Here is a 19,538-nt window from a genome sequence, read left to right as displayed (position 1 = left end):
CCGGAGCCCCCGTCCGGGGCCGGGGGTTCCGCGTTCCGCGGCGTGCGTCGGGCCGGCGGAAGGGAGGGCGGCGGCCGCGGGAGCGGCGCCCGGGTCGGGCGGGGCCGCTTTCCATAGGTGATTCATAGATGCGTCCCGGACGCTGTTCCCGTACTGACCGATTGGATCCGTATGGACTGAGGAGGCGGTTATGGGCGAGAGGACGCTCCGCGAGAGGGACGGCCGTGACGACGACCGGTTGTCGGCGGAACTGGAGGAGGAGATCACGTCCTGGTTGGAGCAGGGAGGGATGCACCTGCTGGCGGCCCTCGACGGCCGGGGCGCGTCCGACGAGACGACCGCCAGGAGGACGATCCGGGACCTCGTGCAGCAGGACGGCTTCGGCGGGGCCGGGACCGTCGACCGGTCCTCGGAGCCGCTCGGCCGCGGGAGTGCCGACTCCGACGTCCGATGGAGCAACCTGGTGGCCACCTACCTCGACTACCTGAGCAGTTCGCTGCTGCCGCACACCGGCGACGGGGGACGCACCAGGTCGTTCGGCCTCGACGAGGGGCACGCGGGAGGGTGCGGCTGAGCGCGTGCCGTCAGCCGACGAGCGGACGGCGCCCGCCGTCCGGCGTACCGGGAGACGCCGGTTCCCCGCGGTCCTGCTCGCGGGCGAAGAGACGTACCAGCGGCATGAGGCGGTAACGCGGCGGGACCGGGCCGGACACCTCCAGCAGGCGGGCACCGGCCAGGCTCTCCAGGGCGTCCTCGGCGTCCCCCTGCGGGCAACCGAGGAGGTTCGCCGCCTCGTGCGCGCCGAAGACGTCGGGGCAGCCGGACGCCAGGACCCCCAGGACCGTCCGCACCGGCGCGGGCACCCGCCGGTGACTGCGGGACAGCGCCGCCCGGACGTCGAGGTCGCCCGCCCGCAGCTCGTCGAGCCTGCGTTCCTCCGGTTCGAGCCGGGCCGCCGCCGCCGCGAGCCGTTGGCGCGGATGCGCGGCCAGCCGGGCCGCCACGATCCGCAGGGCGAGCGGCAGCCGGTCGCACAACTCGACGATGCGGGCGGCCGCGTCGGGCTCGTCCCCGGTCCGTTCGGCCCCCACGATCGCGCTCAGCATCCGGTGTCCCTCCCCGGCGCTCATCGGGCCCAGGGCGATCGGACGCACCCCCGGCAGGGTGGTGAAGGAGTCCCGGCCGGTGATCAGCGTGCGGCAGCCGCCCGTGCCGGGCAGCAGCGGGCGGACCTGGCGGTCGTCGTCGGCGTTGTCCAGGAGCACCAGCATCCGGCGGTCGGCGAGCAGGCTGCGGTAGAGCTGGCCGCGTTCCTCCACGGAAGCCGGAAGTCTGTGCTCCGCGACGCCCATGGCCCGCAGGAACCAGCCGAGCACCTCGGCGGGGGAGCGGGGGCGTGCGGACTGTCCGGACAGGTCGGCGTGGAGCTGCCCGTCCGGGAAGCTCCGCCGTGCCCGGTGCGCGGCGTGCACGGCCAGGGCCGATTTGCCGGTACCCGCGGCGCCCGTCACCACGACGGGGGAGCGCCCGTCCCGGCGCAGGGCGGCCGCGATGCCGTCCAGCTCCCGGAGGCGGCCGGAGAAGTCGGCGACATCGGCGGGCAGCATCGCGGGCACGACACCGCTCCAGGCGCCGCGGTCGCGCACCCGCGCCACCGCGGCGCGGGACTCACCGCCCGGCAGGGCGGGCGCCGTGCCGGCGGTCCCCGCACCCTCGCGCGCGGCGGGCCTCGCGAGGGTGCCGGTCAGCACGGACTGCCGGATGTCCCGCAGGGCCCGGCCCGGGTCCACCCCCAACTCGTCACGGAGCACCAGCCGGCCGCGCTCGTACACCGCGAGGGCCTCCGCCTGCCGGCCGCACCGGTGCAGAGCGGTCATGAGCTGGCCGAGCAGCCGCTCGCGCAGGGGGTTCTCCATCACGAGCCGCATGAGCTGCGGGACCGCCGTGTCATGACGCCCCAGGGCCAGTTCGGCCTCGATCCGGTCCTCCCGCGCGGACAGGAGGGCCTCGTCCAGCAAGGGGCGCTGGCGTTCCCTGAGGTGGACGGTGACGTTGGAGAGGACCGGCCCGCGCCGTAGCGCGAGCGCCTGCCCGAGGTGGTCGGCGGCCGCGGTGTGGCGGCCCGCCGCCAGGTCCGCCCGGCCGCGGTCCACCAGGCTCTCGAAGGCCGCCCAGTCGAAGAAGGCGCCCCGGGTGTCCAGCCGGTAGGCGTGCGCGTGCCGCTCCAGGCGGACGCCGATGCCCAGGCACTTCCTGAGCTGGGAGATGTAGGTGTAGAGCTGGGCCGTCGCCGTGGCGGGCGGGTCGCACCCCCACAGCAGGGCCTTGAGCCGGTCGTCGGAGAGCGGCCGGCCCCCGGCGAGCAGCATCGCGGCGAGGACGGTGCGCTGCTTCGCCCCGCCGAGGGGGACCGTCCGCCCGCCGGTCTCGGCCTCGACCGACCCGAGCACGCGGAACACGAGCGGGTCGAAGCCGTTCGCCCCCGCCGCTCTCCGTCCCCGCGGCCCGGTCGCCGGGCGCGGTTGCGGGAGGGACGGTGCGGCGGGCGGCCGGACACGGCCCGCTCCCGCCGCTCCGGGTCGGGTGGTGCGGTCGTGCACGGTGTCGCTGTGCCCCGGCATGTTCGGTCTCCCGTAGGTGCTTCAGGACCCGCGGTGGGCCACGAAGTCGCAGAGCGCGCCGAGGGTCCTGCGCGCCGGGGTCCGGGGCAGGGCCGCGAGGGCGGTACGGGCCCGTGCCAGACGCTCGTCCCTCAGGGCCCCGGCCGCGGCGAGCGCGGCGGAGTCCCGCAGGAGTTCCAGCGCCCGGCGGTGCGGACGCGTCCCGGCGGCCGGCCCGGCGGCGATCAGGGCCCGCAGTTCCCCGTCGCCCGCGCCGTCACCCGCCAGGGCGAGGAGCACCGGGAGGCTGAGCACCCCGGCTTCCAGGTCCATGCCCGGTTCCTTGCCCGACGCGGAGGCGGGCGAAGTGATGTCGAGGATGTCGTCGGACATCTGGAAAGCGAGGCCCAGTTGCTCCCCGTACTCGGCGAGGACGTCGGCGTACGCCCCGGGCGCGCCTGCCTGAAGGGCGCCGAGCCGCAGCGACAGGACGATCAGGGACGCGGACTTGCCGGCCGTCACCCGGAGGTAGTGGTCCAGGGGCGCGGTCCCCGGCTCCGGCCCGAGCAGCTCCAGTGCCTGGCCGCGCACCAGCCGGTCGGCGGTCACCGCGTTCAACCGCACCGCCCGCGGCCCGAGCGCGCAGGCCAGTTGGGCGGCCTGGGCGAGGAGCCAGTCCCCGGCGAACACCGCGCGGCGGTTCCCCCAGCGGGCGTTGGCGCTGTCCGCCCCGTGCCGGATGCCGGCGTCGTCGATGACGTCGTCGTGGTAGAGGGAGGAGACGTGGACGAGTTCGGTCAGGACGGCCGCGTCGACGACCCCCTCGCTCTCCGGGTCCCCGAACTCCGCGCCCAGCAGGACCAGCAGGGGCCGCAGCCGCTTTCCGCCGGTGGTGACGAGATGCCCGACGAGCGGGGCGACACGGGGGTCGGCGGCGCGGGCGGCGCGCTCCCGGAGGCGTTGTTCGACGGTCCGCAGGCGCTCGGCCAGCCGGTCCCGCAGCGCCGGGTCGTCGGCGGCGAGTCCGGACACGAGGGAACCGCGCTCCGGGGCGCTCAACACGTTCATCCGGGCTCCTGAAGGCATGTGGCACGGGGTTCCCCGGCCGGACACTGCGGACGGCCGGTTGCGGGGCTCGCCCCGGGGGGTCCGCTCCCGACCACCGGCTGCCCGCCCGACGCCGCGGCGGGGCCCGGACGGTCCGTGCGGCGGGCCGGGGAGTGGAGGACGTCCGCGACGGGTCGCGCTGCGGACGTCAGGGCTGTCGCACCGGGTCGCGCTGCGGACACCAGGACTGTCACACCGGGCCCGGAGCGCGGGCAACGGCCCTGGCAGGTTCTTGCCGCGTTGGCGTTCCGTCGTCGTCGGCGGGGGAACCGGCGGCCAGACTGCGGGGAGAACCGGCGACCCCCGCGCGTCGGCCCCGGTCCCCCCAAGTCCAGGAAGCACGAAGGAGCACCATGTTCGGACGGATAGGGCGGTTCGCCGTCGACCGGCCCTGGCTGACGATCATCGCCTGGCTCATCGCGGCCGTCGCCGCGGTCGCGCTCGCGCCGCAGCTGAGGAGCACCAACGACCAGGCGGACTTCCTGCCGTCCCACTACGAGTCGGTACGCGTCACGGAGGTGCAGCAGCGTGCGTTCCCGATGACGGAGCAGCCCTCCGCCATCGCGGTGTTCCAGCGCGCCGACGGCGACAGGCTCTCGACGGCCGACCTGGCGGAGGTGGCCCGGATCACGGAGGCCCTGCAGGCCGAGGGCTACGACAAGGTGAAGTCGGTCCTGACGAGCCCCGAGGCGGTCTCGCCCAACGGCAAGGTGGCACTGGCGAGCGTCTTCGCCACGACGAAGAACCACTACGACCAGAAGCTCTTCGAGTCGGTGAAGCAACTCCGGGCGGACGCCGGGCCGCTGCTCGCGAAGACCGGCCTGAGCATGGGGGTGACCGGCCCGACCGCCAGCGGGCTGGACAACCTCGAGTCCTCCGGCGACACCGACGCGATGATCATGCTGGCGACCCTGGTGCTGATCGTGGTGCTGCTGCTGGTGATCTTCCGCAGCCCGCTCATCGCGCTGCTGCCGGTCCTGCTGATCCTCCTGGTGTTCGTCGTGGCCACCGGGCTGATCGCCACCGCCGCCGAACTCGGCGGGCTCCAGGCCGACAACTCGGTCTCCGCCATCCTCATCGTGGTGCTGTTCGGCGTCGGCACCGACTACATCCTGTTCCTGCTCTTCCGGTACCGCGAGCAGCTGCGGGCGGGGCAGGAACCCAAGAAGGCCATGATCGACGCCGTGACCCGGGTCGGCGAGACCATCGCCTCCGCGGCCGGCGCGGTCATCGTCGCCTTCCTCGCCCTGGTGCTCTCCACCATGGGCATGCTGCGCGCCATGGGCCCGTCGCTGGCCATCGCCGTGGCCGTCACCCTGCTGGCCTCCCTCACCCTCGTCCCCGCCGTCTTCTCGCTGCTGGGCGCCAAGGCGTTCTGGCCCTCCAAGGCCTGGAGGAAGCAGCCCGAGAGCGTCGTCGCCGGCCGGCTCGGCACCCTCGTCTCCCGGCGGCCCCGCCTCCTCGCGGGCCTCTCCGGCGGCCTGCTGGCCGTCATGAGCGTGGCCGCGTTCGGCTTCAGCGCCGAGTTCGACAGCGAGAGCTCGCTGCCGCAGGACCTGGAGTCCGTACAGGCGTCCAAGGACCTCAGGAACGGCTTCTCCGCCGGACAGACCGACCCCTCCCTGGTGGTCGTCGCCTCCGAGGACGGCTCCCGGCTCGACCCGGCCGGCCTGGAGGCGTTCCGCGAGGAGCTCTCCGGGGTCGAGGGGGTCGGCGACGTCTCCCCGGCCATGCTCGGCACGGCCGGGGACGCGGCGCAGTTCAGCGTCGTCCTGGAGTTCCGCCCCGCCGAGGAGGCGGCCATCGACCTGGTCTCCGGAGACCTGCGCGACACCGCGCACCGGGCGGCGCCCGAGGGCACCGAGGCGCTCGTCGGCGGCACCAGCGCGGTCCTCGCGGACATCCGCACCGCCGTCAACCACGACTACTCGCTGGTCTTCCCGATCGCCGGCGTCGCGATCATGGTGATCCTCGGACTCCTGCTGCGCAGCGCCGTCGCGCCCTGGTACCTGATCGCGGCCGTGGGCCTCGGGTTCGGTGCCACCCTCGGCTCGGCCGTCCTGCTCTTCCAGCAGGTCAAGGGCGAGAACGGGCTGATGTTCGCGCTGCCCGTGTTCGTCTACCTGTTCGTGGTGGCGATCGGTACGGACTACAACATCCTCGTGGTGGCCCGCCTCCGCGAGGAGATCGCCCGGGGCCGGACGCAGCAGGAGGCCGTCCGGCTCGCCGTGACCCACTCGGCGCCCACCATCGGGGCCGCCGCCGTCATCCTGGCCGGAACCTTCGGCGTCCTGATGCTGGCCGCCAACAGCATGCTCCAACAGCTCGGCTTCGCGGTGTCGTTCGGCATCCTGATCACCGCCTTCGTGATGGCGCTCGTGCTGGTGCCGGCGGTCACCTCGCTGTTCGGCGAACGGGCCTGGTGGCCGGCCCGCGACCGCGGGAGGCCGGTGGAGGGCGACGACGCCGAGCCGGCGCCGGCCCCCGAGCCGGCCACGACGTGACCGCTCCACGTTGACCGCGTTCGTCATCGTCCCGACCGCCGTGGGCACCGTCGCCCTCGGTCTGGTGGTCCTCGGCTTCGGGGCGCGCAGACTGCTCGGTCTGCGGATCGGCGCACTGCGCTCCCTGCTCACCGGATGCACCGGGCTGCTCGCCACCGGACTGGTGAGTTCCGCGATGGGGCCCGCCGCGGCGGGCACGGTGCTGGTGACGGTCCAGGTGGGCAGCGCCCTGCTGGCCGCCATGATGTTCCTGGCGCTGTCCGAGGCGGTGGTGCCCAGCGGGTCGGTCGGCGGCATCGTCCGCTGGCCCCGCTCCGTGAGGCGCCGGGTGGCGCGCACCCAGCGCTTCACGGAGCTCAGCAGGATCGCCCTCCGGCACGGGCTGGGCCGCCTCCCGCGGCTGTCCGGGCTGACCGGCCCGGCGACGAGCGCCACCCGGGCGGAGCACGCCCGCGCCCTCCGGCTGGCCCTGGAGGAGGCGGGCACCACCTTCGTCAAACTCGGCCAGGTGCTCTCCACCCGCTACGACCTGCTGCCCGCCGAGTTCATCGACGAGCTGAGCCTGCTGCAGTGCGCGGCGGCCGCCGAACCCTGGGACGGCATCGAGCAGGTGCTCACCGAGGACCTCGGAGCCCCGCCCGGCGAGGTGTTCGCCGCGTTCGACACCGTGCCGCTGGCGGCCGGATCCGTCGCCCAGGTGCACCGGGCGCGGCTGCGGGACGGCCGGGCGGTCGCCGTCAAGGTGCAGCGCCCCCGGGCCCGCCAGGTGGTGGAACGCGACCTGGACATCCTCCTGCGGATCGCCCGGAGGACCGGCGAACGCACCGCGTGGGGCCGCTCCATCGGAGTCACCGGACTGGTCCGGGGTTTCGCCGCCTCCCTCCAGGAGGAACTCGACTTCCGCACCGAGGCCCGCAACACCCGGGAGGTCGCCGCCGCGCGGGCGGCCGATGCCGGACGGCACCCGTCGCAGGACCCGGACCCGCGCCCGGCGGTGAGGATCCCCGCCGTCCACGACGGTCTGACCACCGCCCGCGTCCTGGTGGTGGAGTGGCTGGACGGGGTGGCGCTCGACAAGGCGGCCGAGTCCGCCGACGCCCGCGGACTCGACCGGACGGCGCTCGCCGGGGCGCTGCTCGACTGCGTCCTCGCACAGATCATGATCGACGGCGTCTTCCACGCCGATCCGCATCCGGGCAACATCATGGTGCTGGACGACGGACGGCTGGGACTGCTGGACTTCGGCTGCGCCGGCCGTATCGACCGGGTGCTGCGTTCGGCGCTGCGCGACCTGCTGGTCGCGATCCACCGCAACGACCAGCAGGCCCTCTGCGACGCGCTGCTGGAACTGGTGGAGCACCGGCCGGAACCGGCCGACGAGAACCGGCTGGCCCGTGACCTGGGCCGGTTCATGGCCCGGCACCTGGTTCCGGGGACGCGGCCGGACCGGGAGATGTTCGCCGCGCTGTTCCTGCTGGTGACCAAGTACGGGCTCGTCGTGCCCGGCGAGATCGCCGCCGCGTTCCGTTCCCTGTCGACACTCGAGGTGTCCCTCGGCCGGCTGGTCCCCGATTACGACATCGTCGCCGAGGCCCGCCGGTTCGCGGCCTCCCAGGCCCGGCGGAAGCTGGCACCGGGGAGCCTCGGACGGGCGGCCACCGGCGAGATGCTCGCGCTGCTGCCGGTGCTGCGCCGGCTGCCGCGCCGGGTGGACCGCATCGCGGAGGCCCTGGAGCAGGGACGCCTCAGCGTGAACGTCCGGGTGCTGGCCGACGAACGTGACCGGGACTTCGTCCGCGGGATCGTCCGTGACGTGCTGCTGGCCTTCAGCGGCGGTGCGGCCGGGGTGGTCGGGGTGATGCTGCTGCAGACGCCCGGCGGGCCGGAGATCACCTCGTCGGTCGGACTGTTCGAGGCGCTCGGCTGCAACCTGCTGCTCGTCGCCTCGGTGCTGACGCTGCGGGTGCTGTTCTCACTCTCCCGCGACCGCCGCTGACCCCGGCCGCGGGGACCCGTCGAAGGCCTACTGCCTCGGCCGCCCGGGTGCGGGGGAGGCCTAGGAGCTCGGCCGCCCGGGTGCGGGGGAGGCCCGCGACCTCGGCCGCCCGGGCCCGCCGAGGGCCCGTGACCCCGGCCCGCTCACGAAGACGGCCCCGGTCTCGCCCCGAGCCCCGTGGGCTCGCCCCGAGTTCCGCGGCCTTGCCCCGAACCCCGCGGCCTCGCCCCGAGCCCTGCGGCTTCGCCCCGAGCCCCGCGGGCTCGCCCCGATCTCCGCGGGCTCGGCTCCGGCCCGGCACTGCGGACCGCCGTCCGGACGGTGCCGGACGGCGCCGGGCGGAAACGGTGGAGACGGACAGGAAGCGGACGGGAAGCCGAGTCCTCAACGGGCGTTCCGTGCCCGGCGGACGCCCGGGACCGGGACCGGCCGCGGAAGGCGCCGGTCTTCCGGACCGCACCGACGCACCCCGGGCGCCGCAGCCGCCGAACCGCGGGGCGGCACGCACGGCAACGCCCGGCCGGGATCTCCCGGCCGGGCGTTGTTGCGCGGGCGTCCTCAGCGGGCGGTCGCCGTGCTGTAGGCGCGGCCCGACATCGGGACGACCACGGCGAGGATGCCGCCGATCAGGAGTAGCGACATCAGGACGGGGTGCTCGGCCGGCAGCCCCGTGCCGAGGCCCACGGTCGGGTTGCCGAAGAGCTGACGGCAGGCGGTGACCACCATGCTGACCGGGTTCCACTCGGCGACGACCCTCAGCCAGGTCGGCAGCCCGTCCGGCGGGACGAACGCGTTGGACAGGAACACCAGCGGCATCATGGCCATGAACGCCAGGGCGTTGACCGACTCGGTGCTGCGCAGCGCCAGACCGAGCAGCGCGCCGAGCCACGACATGGCGAAGCCGAGCAGGAGCAGCAGCCCGAACGCCGCGAGGGCCTTGGGCAGTCCGTTGTGGATGCGCCAGCCGATGAGGTAGCCGACGCCGGCCATCAGGACGCAGGACCAGGCGGCGAGCGCCATGTCCGCGGTGGTACGGCCGATCAGCACCGCGGAGCGGGAGATCGGCAGCGAACGGAAGCGGTCCACCAGGCCGTTGCTCAGGTCCCCGACGACGCCCAGGGCCGTCTGGGAGATGTTGGCCATCATCACCTGGATGAAGATGCCCGCCATGATGTATTCCTGGTAGCTGCCGCCCTCCACCTTCATGGCGCTGCCGAAGAGCATGCCGAAGATCAGCACGAAGGCGATCGGCATGATGGTGACGCTGATCAGCTGCTCGGGTATGCGGTAGATGTGCCGGAAGTGGCGGCCCACCAACGCCCGTACGTCACTCAGTGTCTCGGTCACGCCGAATCCTTCTCCCTGGCCGTCTGGCCCGTCAGCGTCATGAAAACATCGTCGAGCGAAGGACGCCGCACAGCGAACTCCGCTATCTCGATGCCGAGTTCCTCCACCGCCGCGGCTGCGGCGGCGACACCGCCCATCCCGTCGGGCAGCGGCACCGACACGGTGCGGCCGTCCTCGGAGACGGACGGGGTGGTCGCGAGCCGGGCCCCGATCGCGGCGACCACCCGGGAGGTGTCCTCGGCGGCGAGGGCGGCGACCTCGAGGCGCTCGGTGCCGACCTTCTGCTTGAGCTGGTCGGCGGTGCCCTCGGCGATCACCTTGCCGGTGTCGATCACCACGATGCGGTCGGCGAGCTGGTCGGCCTCCTCCAGGTACTGGGTGGTCAGCAGGACGGTCACGCCCTTGGCCACCTGCTCCCGGATCATCCCCCACAGCACGAGCCGGCTGCTGGGGTCGAGTCCGGTGGTCGGCTCGTCCAGGAAGAGGACCGGCGGGTCGACCATCAGGCTGGCCGCCAGGTCCAGCCGCCTGCGCATGCCGCCGGAGTAGGTCCGCACCACCCGGTCGGCGGCCTCGGAGAGTTCGAACCGCTCCAGCAGCTCGTCCGCCCGCCGGCGCGACGGGCCCTTGCCCAGGTGCAGCAGGGTGCCGATGAGCCGCAGGTTCTCCCGGCCGGTCAGCCGTTCGTCGAGGGCCGCGTACTGGCCGGTGAGGCCGATCCGGCGACGCACCTCCTTGGGCTGCTTGAGGGCGTCGAACCCGGCGACCATGGCCCGCCCCTCCTCGGGCTGGAGCAGGGTGGCCAGGATGCGGACGGTGGTGGTCTTGCCCGCACCGTTGGGGCCGAGCAGTCCGAGGACCGTCCCCTCGGGCACGGTGAGGGACACTCCGCTCAGCGCCTCGTGCCCCTTGTAACTCTTGCGGAGGCCCTCGGCCTCGATGGCGTTCGTCACGAGTTCACCTCGATGGTCGACGGGGTCTGCCGGGTCCGCCCGTCCGGCCGCGGGACGTCGGTCCCGGAGCCGGGCGAGCGGCGGGGGCGGTGGCGCAGGTGGAGGCCGGCGAGCGCCAGCGACGCGCCCCAGACGAAGAACACGGGGTACCAGTAGAAGTTCCAGGGGCCGAAGGAGGCGGCCACCTCCGCGCTCGGCTCGACCCTGCCCACGGCGACGAAGAACCGCAGGTAGCCGTAGCCGAGCCCCCACAGCGCGAGCCCGGTGCCGCCGATCAGGGCCGCCCCGACGCGGAGCCACCGGGGGAAGAAGTCCCCCCAGGGCCGGAAGAGGGCGGTGGTCGCGAGGGCGGCGAGAGCGGAGGCCGCCCCCATGCCCCAGAAGGCGATCATGCGCTGCCAGGCCACGTCCGGCACCGACTCGGGGGTGTCGGGGTAGGCGACCATGATCCCCAGTCCCCACCACAGGTGCGGCAGGGCGTAGGCGAGCCCGGCGATCACCGCGCAGTACCCGACGGCCCGCTCCCATCGGGAGACCGGGACCGCGGACACCGGCGTGGCACCCTCTCGTGCCTTCGACATCGAATTCCTCTTCCTACTCATCAAGGCCGCGGGCGGAGCGAACGGCCCTCAGTTCCATCCGGCGAGCCCCGCACGGTCCACCTCGAAGCGGACGGGCAGACTCTCCAGGCCGCTGAGGAAATTGGAGAACACCGGCTCCACCGGGCCGTTGGGCTCGATGCGGTCCGCCACGGTCCGCAGCCCGTCGAGCATGGCGTTGATCTCGACGCGGCCGAGGAACGCACCGAGGCAGAAGTGCGGTCCGTAGCCGAACGACACGTGCTTGTTGGGGGTGCGGGCCAGGTCGAACGTCCCGGGGGCGTCGAAGACGTCCTCGTCCCGGTTGGCGGAGGTGTTCCACAGGGTGACGATGTCGTCGGCGGCGATCCGCTGCCCCGCCACCTCGACGTCCCGCAGCGCCCGGCGGCCGAAGTGCATGCCCGGGGTCGTCCAGCGCAGCACCTCCTCCACCGCGCTCTCCACCGTCACCTCGCCCCGCTTCAGCGCGTTCCACTGCTCCGGGTGGCGCATCAGCGCCTGCACCCCGCCGATCATCGACAGCCGGCTGGTCTCGTCGCCGCCGATGATCAGGCTGTAGCAGTTCAGGACGATCTCGTCCTCGTCGAGCGGCTCTCCGTCGATCCGGCCGGTGGCCAGCACGCTGATGACGTCGTCGACCGGGTTCTTCTTGCGCTCCTCGGCGAGCTCACCGAAGTACAGGAGGATCTCGTTGCGGGCGAGCCAGGAGTCCTCGGCACTGGTGTCGGCCGAACTGGAGCTGAGCGCCTCCTTGTTGAGGCTGAGCAGGAAGGCGCGGTCCGACTCGGGGACGCCCAGCAGGTCGCAGATGGTGGCGATCGGGATGTGCTCGGCGACGTCCCGCGCGAAGTCCGCCTCGCCCCGCTCCACCGCGTTCCCGAGGAGCGTGCGGGTGCGCTGCACGACCTGCTCCGAGATGTGCCGCAGGGCGCGCGGCGAGAAGGACTTGAGCATCAGCTTGCGGATCGCCGCGTGCCGGGGGCCGTCGGTGACCGCGAGCATCTTGCCCGCCGCGGAGTCACTGCCGTGCAACAGCGTGACCAGCAGGTTCCCCCGCTCGGAGGTGAAGTTTTCGTCGTCCTTGTACACCTTCATGATGTCGTGGTACTTGGACAGGACCCAGAATTCGGGCCCCGCCTCGGTCGCCGGGTGACGGTGCACCGGTCGTTCGGCGCGGAACCGGCGCCACATGGCGTGGACGTCGGTCGTCTGATAGGTCGCGGGATCGGTCAGGTCGAAGCTGTCGAGCTCACGGTCCTCGACGTCGGCTCCGCCCAGTGCCGCGGTGGCGCTGGTCATAGGGGCTTGCTCCAAGTGGGTGCGCTGTGGCGGGTCGTCGGTACGGTGACGCTCCGGCGGTTCACCGGAGCTCGCGCAACTGCGCGGCGAGCGCCCGGCCGATCTCGCCGATGGGTCCCGGCCGGGTCAGCTCGTTGTGCCCGCAGTCGACGACCTGGAGGTCGACCCGCCCTTCCACGAAGGGGCGCCACGCCGCGGCCATCGCCTGCGGGGAGGCGTGGTCCCGGCCTGCGACGGTCAGCATGACATCGCCACGGACGACGCCCAGTAGATCAGGGCTGTACGGATGGATGATGCTCCTCGACATGTTGGTGCCAACACGGGCGAGCGCGCCGATATGACGCTTTTCCAGGCCGGCGAGGGCGCTGTCCCCGGCCCGCAGGACCTCCATCACCCGCTCGTACACCAGCGGTTCGTCCGGGTCGCGGTCCCCTGCCCGGCCGCTGAGGTCCAGCAGGGTGGCCAGCACGTCCTGTTCGTCGTACGCGAGACCCTCGTGCTCCTCGGCGGGGATGTCCGGGTCGGTGTCCAGCACGGCCAGCAGCCCGACCCGCTCGCCCGCGTCCTGGAGCCGGGTGGCGATCATGTGCGCGAGGATCCCGCCGAGGGACCAGCCCACCAGGTGGTAGGGGCCGGACGGCTGGACACTGCGGATCCGGTCGAGGTAGTCGTCGGCCATCTCCTGGATGGACGAGGGCAGTTCCTCGTCGCGGGCGAGTCCGCGCGCCTGGAGCGCGTAGATCGGGTGGTCGGCCGGGATGTGCCGCAGCAGACCCGAGTAGCCCCACCCGATGCCGGCTCCGGGGTGCAGGCAGAACACGGCCGGTTTCGAGCCGCCGGGCCGCAGCGGCAGCAGCACGTCGAACGGGTCGTGGTCGGAGCCGGCGGTGAGCTCGGCGGCCAGCGCGGCCACGGTCGGGTTCTCCAGCAGGCTGCGCACCGAGAGCCGCACGCCGAACGCGGCCCGCGCCCGGCTGATCACCCGGGTCGCGAGCAGCGAATGCCCGCCGAGGTCGAAGAAGTTGTCGTCGACGCCGACCCTGGGCAGCGAGAGCACCTCGGCGAACAGGCCGCAGAGCACCTCCTCCTCGGGGGTGCGGGGCGCCCCGCTGCCCAGCGCCCCGGTGAACTGGGGGTCGGGCAGCGCCCTGCGGTCCAGCTTTCCGTTCGGCATCAGCGGGACCTCGTCCAGCCGCACGAACGCGGCGGGCACCATGTACTCGGGGAGCGTGCCGGCCAGACCGGCCCGCAGCGCCTCCGGCTCCAGGCAGCCGGCCGGTCCGGCCGGGTCCGCCGGAACCACGTAGGCCACGATCATCCGGTCGCCCCCGGCGTCCTCCCGCACCACCACCACCGCACGGCCGACACCGGGCAGCGCGGCGAGCGCCGACTCGATCTCGCCCGGTTCGACGCGGAAGCCGCGGACCTTCACCTGGTCGTCGGCACGGCCGAGGTACTCCAGAGCGCCCTCGTCGGTCCAGCGCACCAGGTCCCCGGTGCGGTACATCCGCTCGCCGGGCCCGCCGTACGGGCAGGCGGTGAACCGTTCGGCCGTCAGCGCCGCACGGCCCAGGTAACCGCGGGCCAGACCGTCTCCGGCCACGTACAGCTCACCCGGTACGCCGACGGGCACGGGACGCAGCGTGTCGCCCAGGACGTAGACCCTGGTGCCGCGGACCGGCCGGCCGATGGGCGGGGTGCCGCCCCCCGCGGCCAGGGGCTCGCTGAGGGTGGCCGCGACGGTGGCCTCGGTCGGCCCGTAGGCGTTGACCATGCGGCGGCCCGGCGCCCAGCGGTCCACGAGCTCGGCGCCGGGCCGCCGCATGGTNNGGCGCCGGTGGCGTCACCGCCGACGACCAGGGAGCGGAAGTCGGGCAGCCCCTCCACGGGCACCGTGGCGAGCGCCGCCGGCGGCACCAGGGCGTGGGTCACCCGCTGCTCGCGCAGCACCTCGGCGAGGGCCTCGTCACCGAGCGGGCCGGGCGGGGGCACGACCAGCGCGGCCCCGGCGGGCAGCGCGGAGCACAGTTCCAGCACCGAGGCGTCGAAGCTCGGCGAGGCGAACTGGAGCACCCGGGCCGTGCCGTCCACGGCGAACCCTTCGGCCACCGCGGCGGAGAAGGCCGCCAGCCCGGTGTGCTGCACCAGCACACCCTTGGGCCTGCCGGTGGAGCCGGAGGTGTGGATGACGTACGCGGGATGACCGGGCAGCAGCGCGGTGGCGCGGTCGGAGTCGGCCAGGTCGTGGGCCGGCAGCGCGGCGAGCTCCCCGGCGACGGCCGGGTCGTCCAGCCGCAGCACCGGGAGCCCGGCCGGCGGCACGCCCTGCGGCAGGGCGACACCGGAGGCGGTGACGGCGAGCACCGGCGCCGCGTCGTCGAGCATGAACGCGATGCGCTCGGCCGGGTAGGACGGGTCCACCGGCAGGTAGGCGGCCCCGGACTTGAGCACCGCGAGCTGCGCCACCACGATGTCCACCGACCGGGGCAGCAGCAGGGCGACGATCCTCTCCGGCCCGGCCCCGCGCGCGACCAGCAGCCGGGCGAGCCGGTTGGCCCGCTCGTTCAGCTCGGAGTAACCGAGCCGGACCCCCGGCGCGACGACGGCGTCGGCGTCCGGGGTGCTGCGGACCTGCTCCTCGAACAGCTCGGGGAAGGTCCGGGCCCGCGGCCCGTCGCCGCCGCGGCTCCAGGTCTCGACGAGCCGCCGGTGCTCCTGCGGGGAGAGGACGTCCAACCGGCCGACGGCCTGCTCCGGGTCCTCGACCACGGCCCGCAGCAGCGCCTCCAGACGTCCGCCCATCAGCCGCACGGTCTCGTCGGAGAACAGGTCGGGCCGGTAGCTCAGCCGCAGGTGGAGCCGGGGCCCGGGGACGGCCGCGAGACTCATCGGGTAGTGGTTGGCGTCCTCCCCCACCAGCCCGGTGACCCGCAGCTCGTCCGGGTCGCCCGGGTCCTCGGCCGCCAGCGCGGACGGGTCGACGGGGTAGTTCTCCGTCACGGTGAGCGTGTCGAACAGCTCACCGACCCCTTCCTGCCAGCCGCTGAGGGACTGGACCTCGGTGAGGCTCAGCTGCTGGTGGTCCATGAGGCCGGACTGCTGCTTCTGCAGCCGTGCCAGGAACCCGGCCAGCGATTCGGTGGGGTCGAGGGTGACCCGGACCGGCAGGGTGTTGATGAACAGCCCGATCATGTGCTCCACACCGGGCAGCTCCGGCGGGCGCCCGGAGACCGTACCGCCGAAGACGACGTCGTCCCGGCCGGTGAGGCGGCTCAGCAGCAGCCCCCACACGCCCTGCAGGACGGTGTTCAGCGTCAGACCGCTCCCGCGGGTCCGCGCCGCCAGCGCCGAGGTGAACTCCTCGGACAGGTCCAGCGTGTGGTGGCGCGGCCGGACCGGCCGGCGGGACGGGTCCCCGGGAGCCAGCAGGGTGGGCTCGCAGACGTCGCCGAGCACCTCGCGCCAGGCCCGCTCGCTCTGCGCCCGGTCCTGCTTGGCCACCCAGGCCAGGTAGTCCCGGTAGGGCGTGACGTGCGGCATCCCGGACGGGTCGCCGTGCTGCCGGTACAGCGTGAAGAGCTCACCGACCAGCAGCGGTGTGGACCAGCCGTCCAGCAGGATGTGGTGGTTGCTCACCACGAGCCGGTGCTCGCGCTCGCCGAGGCGCACCAGGGTGAAGCGCACCAGCGGCGGCCGGTTCAGGTCGAAGCGGCGCGCGCGGTCGTCGGCCAGGACCTGCTCCAGCGCGGCGGGCCGCTCCTCCTCGGGCAGGCCGCCGAGGTCGACCTCCCGGTAGGGCGGCCGGACCCGGCTGCGGATCACCTGCACCGGGCGTTCCAGGCCCTCGTGCCGGAACCCGGCGCGCAGGCTGGTGTGCCGGGCGACGAGCGCGGCGACGGCCGCCGTCATCCGCTCGGTGTCCACCAGGCCGGTCAGCTCCAGCACCAGCTGCACCGTGTAGACGTCCATCTCCTGCTCGTCGAGCAGGGCGTGGAACAGCAGTCCCTCCTGCAGCGGTGACAGAGGGAGCACGTCCTCGATCGCCGGCTTGGTCATCGGTTCCTCCTGTGGGTGCCGGCATCGGCGTCATCGTGTTCGTTGTCCTGCGGGGCCCGCCGCGTCCACCGGTCCTGGAAACCGCCGGACGCGTCGGAGCCGTCGAAGTCGTCGTCGAGGTCGTCCTCGAAGTCCTCGAAGTCGTCGAGGTCGTCGCCGAGCCCGTCGATGTCGTGCTGGCTCAGCGACACCAGCGGCAGGTCGGAAGGCGTCCAGCCGCCCGCCTCGGGGGAGGCCGCGTGCTCGGCGAGCACGCGGAGCATGCGGAACCACCCTTCGGCCAGCCCGGCCACGTCCTCCTCGCCGAGGAGTTCCCCGGCCCAGGTCCAGGTGGCCACGAGCCGCGGACCCTCGGGGCCGTCCTGCGTGAAGGCGTTGACCTCCAGCGGGTGCGCGAGCGGCATGGCGTCGTCGGAGCCGCCGCCGAGCCCGCCCGACTCGGGAGCCGGGCCCCAGTCCGCGGCCTCGGCCGCTTCACCGCCCCCGCCGAGCCGGCCCAGGTAGTTGAAACCGATCTGCGGAGGGGCGAAGCCGGCGAGGACGGACCGGGTGTCCGGGTTGAGGTAGCGCAGCAGCCCGTACCCGAGCCCGTGGTCGGGCACCGCCCGCAGCTGCTCCTTGATCTGCTTGAGCACCTTGGCCGCACCCGAACCGGTGGCGGTGAGCTGCTCCCAGTCCTGGTGGCCGGTCTCCAGCCGCACCGGGTGGATCCCGGTGAACCAGCCGACCGTGCGCGACAGGTCGCGGGCGGCGTCGCCGCCCGGTCCGGTCCTGCCGTGGCCTTCGAGGTCCACCAGGACGCCCCGGGTGTGCCGGCCCCGGCTCTCCTGCCACGCGGCGACGGCCAGCGCGAACCCGGTCAGCAGCACGTCGTTCACCCCGGCGTGGAACGCGGAGACGACGGAGGTCAGCAGCGGTTCGGTGTGCTCGCGGGCGAGGGACAGGGTGAGGGTGCGCGCGGTCGCCAGGGTGTCGCGCGCCGGGTCGAGCGGACGCTCGCCGAGCAGCGGTTCGCCGTCGGCCAGCATCGTCGTCCAGCGGTTCAGGTCGCCGACGCGTTCGGGCCTGAGGGCCTCCTCGTGCAGCAGGCGGGCCCAGGTGCGGAAGGACGTGGGCACCGGTTCGAGCACCGGCTTCCCGCCGTCGGCCAGGGCCTGGTACGCCGCGGCCAGGTCGGGGGTGATGATCCGCCAGGAGACGCCGTCGACCACGAGGTGGTGGGCGATCAGCAGCAGCCGCCCGGGGTGGTCCGGGCCGGCGTCGAACCAGAGCGCCTGGACCATGACGCCGTTCTCGGGCGACAGCCGGTCCCACGCCGTGGTGGCGTGCTCCTCCAGCGCGGCGGCGAGCGTCTCGGCCCGGACCGGGCCGGACGGCAGCGCCACCCGGTGCAGCAGGGCCGCCGCGTCGACCGTGCCGCGGTCCGGGACCTCCAGCGACCAGCCGTCGGCGCCGCGCGTGAGCCGCGCCCGCAGCATGTCGTGGTGGTCCAGCAGCGTCTGCAGCGCGCCCGTCAGGTGTGCGGCCGACGCGTCCGCGGGGACCTGGAGCAGCATCGACTGGTTGAAGCGGTCGACGGGCCCGCCCCGTTCCTCCAGCCAGCGGACGATCGGCGTCGCCCCCACGGTCCCGATCCCGGCGTCCGGGCCCTCGTCGGCCGTGCGGTCGACGGTGGCGGCGACGGCGGCCAGCGCCTCGACCGTCTTGTGCTCGAAGACGTCGCGCGGGGTCAGGAGCAGTCCGGCCCTGCGGGCGCGGGCGACGAGCTGGATGGAGACGATGGAGTCGCCGCCCAGGTCGAAGAAGCCGTCGTCCACGCCGACGGCGGGCAGCCCGAGGACTTCCGCGAACAGACCGCAGAGCAGTTCCTCGCGTTCGGTCCGCGCCGCGCGGCCTCCCACCGCGGCGGCGAAGTCGGGGGCGGGCAGCGCCTTGCGGTCGAGCTTGCCGTTGGCGGTGAGCGGCAGGTGCGGCAGCGTCACGAACGCCGACGGCACCATGTACTCGGGGAGTTGCGTGCGCAGGTGCTTGCGCAGGCCCTCCGGTTCCACGGTCCGGTCCTCCGCCTCCGGGACGACGTACCCGACGAGCTTGCGGTCGCCCGGCCGGTCCTCGCGGACGACGACGGCGACCTGGCCGACCTGCGGATGCGCCGCGAGGCAGGCCTCGATCTCGCCGAGCTCGATGCGGAAGCCGCGGATCTTGACCTGGTGGTCGGCGCGGCCGATGTACTCCAGGTCGCCGTCTCCGGTACGGCGTGCCAGGTCTCCGGTGCGGTACATCCGGGTGCCGGGCGGGCCGTAGGGGTCGGCGACGAAGCGCTCGGCGGTCAGGGCGTGCCGGCCGAGGTAGCCCCGGGCCAGGCCCGCGCCGGCCACGTACATCTCACCGACGACGCCGGCGGGGACCGGTACGAGGTCGGCGTCGAGGACGTGCACCCGCAGATCCGGGATCGGCCGGCCGATGAGACTGCCCGTCGCCGCGGCGGCGCCTTCGGCATCCAGCTCGCGGTGGGTGACGTGGACGGTGGTCTCGGTGATGCCGTACATGTTGATCAGGCGGGGGGCGTCCTCGGGGTGGCGGCCGTACCACTCCCGCAGCCGCCACAGGTCGAGTGCCTCGCCGCCGAAGACCACGTAGCGCAGGGCCAGCCGGGCGCCCAGGTCCGGGCGGTCGGCCTCGGTCCGCATCAGCTGGTAGAAGGCGGAGGGGGTCTGGTTGAGGACCGTCACCTTCTCGTCGGCCAGCAGTTCCAGGAAGTCCTCCGGCGAGCGGGAGACGTCGAAGGGGACGACCACGAGGCGGCCGCCGTGCAGCAGCGGGCCCCAGATCTCCCAGACGGAGAAGTCGAAGGCGTAGCTGTGGAAGAGGGTCCACACGTCGTCGGGGCCGAAGCCGAACCAGGGGTCGGTCGCGGCGAACAGGCGCACCACGTTGCCGTGCGGGATCACCACGCCCTTGGGGCGGCCGGTGGAGCCGGAGGTGTAGATGACGTAGGCGGCGGAGCCGGCGGTGAGCGGGCCGCCGCGGTCGGCGTCGGTGAGGTCGTGGCCGGCCAGGGCGGCGACCTCGGCGAG

At 73.8% G+C, this 19,538-nt stretch carries 10 protein-coding genes and 1 pseudogene; 3 read left to right on the top strand and 8 right to left on the bottom strand.

Features of this window, described 5'->3' with window-relative positions; all coding sequences use genetic code 11:
- Nucleotides 1-190: 190 nt before the first annotated feature.
- On the top strand, nucleotides 191-574 hold the full coding sequence (locus tag B7L92_RS15705; RefSeq protein WP_081238222.1) for a hypothetical protein: 384 nt from the start codon (nucleotides 191-193) through the stop codon (nucleotides 572-574).
- A gap of 10 nt (nucleotides 575-584) precedes the next feature.
- Here B7L92_RS15705 and B7L92_RS15700 read toward each other — a convergent pair whose 3' ends face one another.
- Both B7L92_RS15700 and B7L92_RS15695 read right to left on the bottom strand, forming a co-directional pair.
- Nucleotides 585-2,450 carry an AfsR/SARP family transcriptional regulator gene (locus tag B7L92_RS15700; protein WP_255310978.1) on the bottom strand — a complete coding sequence of 622 codons (1,866 nt, stop codon included), beginning with the start codon at nucleotides 2,448-2,450 and terminating at the stop codon, nucleotides 585-587.
- Nucleotides 2,451-2,642: 192 nt separating this feature from the next.
- Entirely contained in the window at nucleotides 2,643-3,668 is a 1,026-nt protein-coding gene (locus B7L92_RS15695; protein WP_081238220.1) for a polyprenyl synthetase family protein, read from the bottom strand.
- Between the two features lie 392 nt (nucleotides 3,669-4,060).
- Here B7L92_RS15695 and B7L92_RS15690 point away from each other — a divergent pair, with 392 nt between their 5' ends.
- Both B7L92_RS15690 and B7L92_RS15685 read left to right on the top strand, forming a co-directional pair.
- A complete protein-coding gene (locus B7L92_RS15690) occupies nucleotides 4,061-6,211 on the top strand; it encodes an MMPL family transporter (RefSeq protein WP_081238219.1) in 2,151 nt (716 codons plus the stop codon).
- A 10-nt stretch (nucleotides 6,212-6,221) separates the two neighbouring features.
- On the top strand, nucleotides 6,222-8,207 hold the full coding sequence (locus B7L92_RS15685; RefSeq protein WP_081238218.1) for an ABC1 kinase family protein: 1,986 nt from the start codon (nucleotides 6,222-6,224) through the stop codon (nucleotides 8,205-8,207).
- 558 nt (nucleotides 8,208-8,765) lie between these two features.
- On the opposite strand, the gene B7L92_RS15680 is transcribed toward B7L92_RS15685, so the two are convergent.
- From B7L92_RS15680 to B7L92_RS15655, 6 genes and pseudogenes are all read right to left on the bottom strand, one after another.
- On the bottom strand, nucleotides 8,766-9,554 hold the full coding sequence (locus B7L92_RS15680; protein WP_081238217.1) for an ABC transporter permease: 789 nt from the start codon (nucleotides 9,552-9,554) through the stop codon (nucleotides 8,766-8,768).
- Nucleotides 9,551-10,507, bottom strand: coding sequence for an ATP-binding cassette domain-containing protein (locus B7L92_RS15675; protein WP_081238216.1), 957 nt, complete (start codon nucleotides 10,505-10,507; stop codon nucleotides 9,551-9,553). The genes B7L92_RS15680 and B7L92_RS15675 overlap by 4 nt, the downstream gene beginning before the upstream one ends.
- Nucleotides 10,504-11,088 carry a DUF3995 domain-containing protein gene (locus B7L92_RS15670; RefSeq protein WP_081238214.1) on the bottom strand — a complete coding sequence of 195 codons (585 nt, stop codon included), beginning with the start codon at nucleotides 11,086-11,088 and terminating at the stop codon, nucleotides 10,504-10,506. The genes B7L92_RS15675 and B7L92_RS15670 overlap by 4 nt, the downstream gene beginning before the upstream one ends.
- Before the next feature lie 48 nt (nucleotides 11,089-11,136).
- A complete protein-coding gene (locus tag B7L92_RS15665; protein ID WP_081238212.1) occupies nucleotides 11,137-12,405 on the bottom strand; it encodes a cytochrome P450 in 1,269 nt (422 codons plus the stop codon).
- Between the two features lie 61 nt (nucleotides 12,406-12,466).
- Nucleotides 12,467-16,461, bottom strand: a pseudogene (locus B7L92_RS43890) (amino acid adenylation domain-containing protein).
- Nucleotides 16,458-19,538, bottom strand: a 3,081-nt coding sequence (locus tag B7L92_RS15655) for a non-ribosomal peptide synthetase (RefSeq protein WP_143626331.1), incomplete at its 5' end; no start/stop codon positions are given. The pseudogene B7L92_RS43890 and the gene B7L92_RS15655, both read right to left, overlap by 4 nt.

The organism is Streptomyces viridosporus (assembly GCF_002078235.1).
Taxonomy (GTDB): domain Bacteria; phylum Actinomycetota; class Actinomycetes; order Streptomycetales; family Streptomycetaceae; genus Streptomyces; species Streptomyces viridosporus.
The sequence above is the reverse complement of the archived record's forward strand: the minus strand, read 5'-3'. Positions and strand labels throughout refer to the sequence as shown.

Bases quoted from the DNA above. Each gene is read 5' to 3' on its own strand.
- B7L92_RS15695 (WP_081238220.1), bottom strand. From the start codon at position 3,668: ATGAACGTGTTGAGCGCCCCGGAGCGCGGTTCCCTCGTGTCCGGACTC.
- B7L92_RS15705 (WP_081238222.1), top strand. From the start codon at position 191: ATGGGCGAGAGGACGCTCCGCGAGAGGGACGGCCGTGACGACGACCGG.
- B7L92_RS15665 (WP_081238212.1), bottom strand. From the start codon at position 12,405: ATGACCAGCGCCACCGCGGCACTGGGCGGAGCCGACGTCGAGGACCGT.
- B7L92_RS15670 (WP_081238214.1), bottom strand. From the start codon at position 11,088: ATGTCGAAGGCACGAGAGGGTGCCACGCCGGTGTCCGCGGTCCCGGTC.
- B7L92_RS15690 (WP_081238219.1), top strand. From the start codon at position 4,061: ATGTTCGGACGGATAGGGCGGTTCGCCGTCGACCGGCCCTGGCTGACG.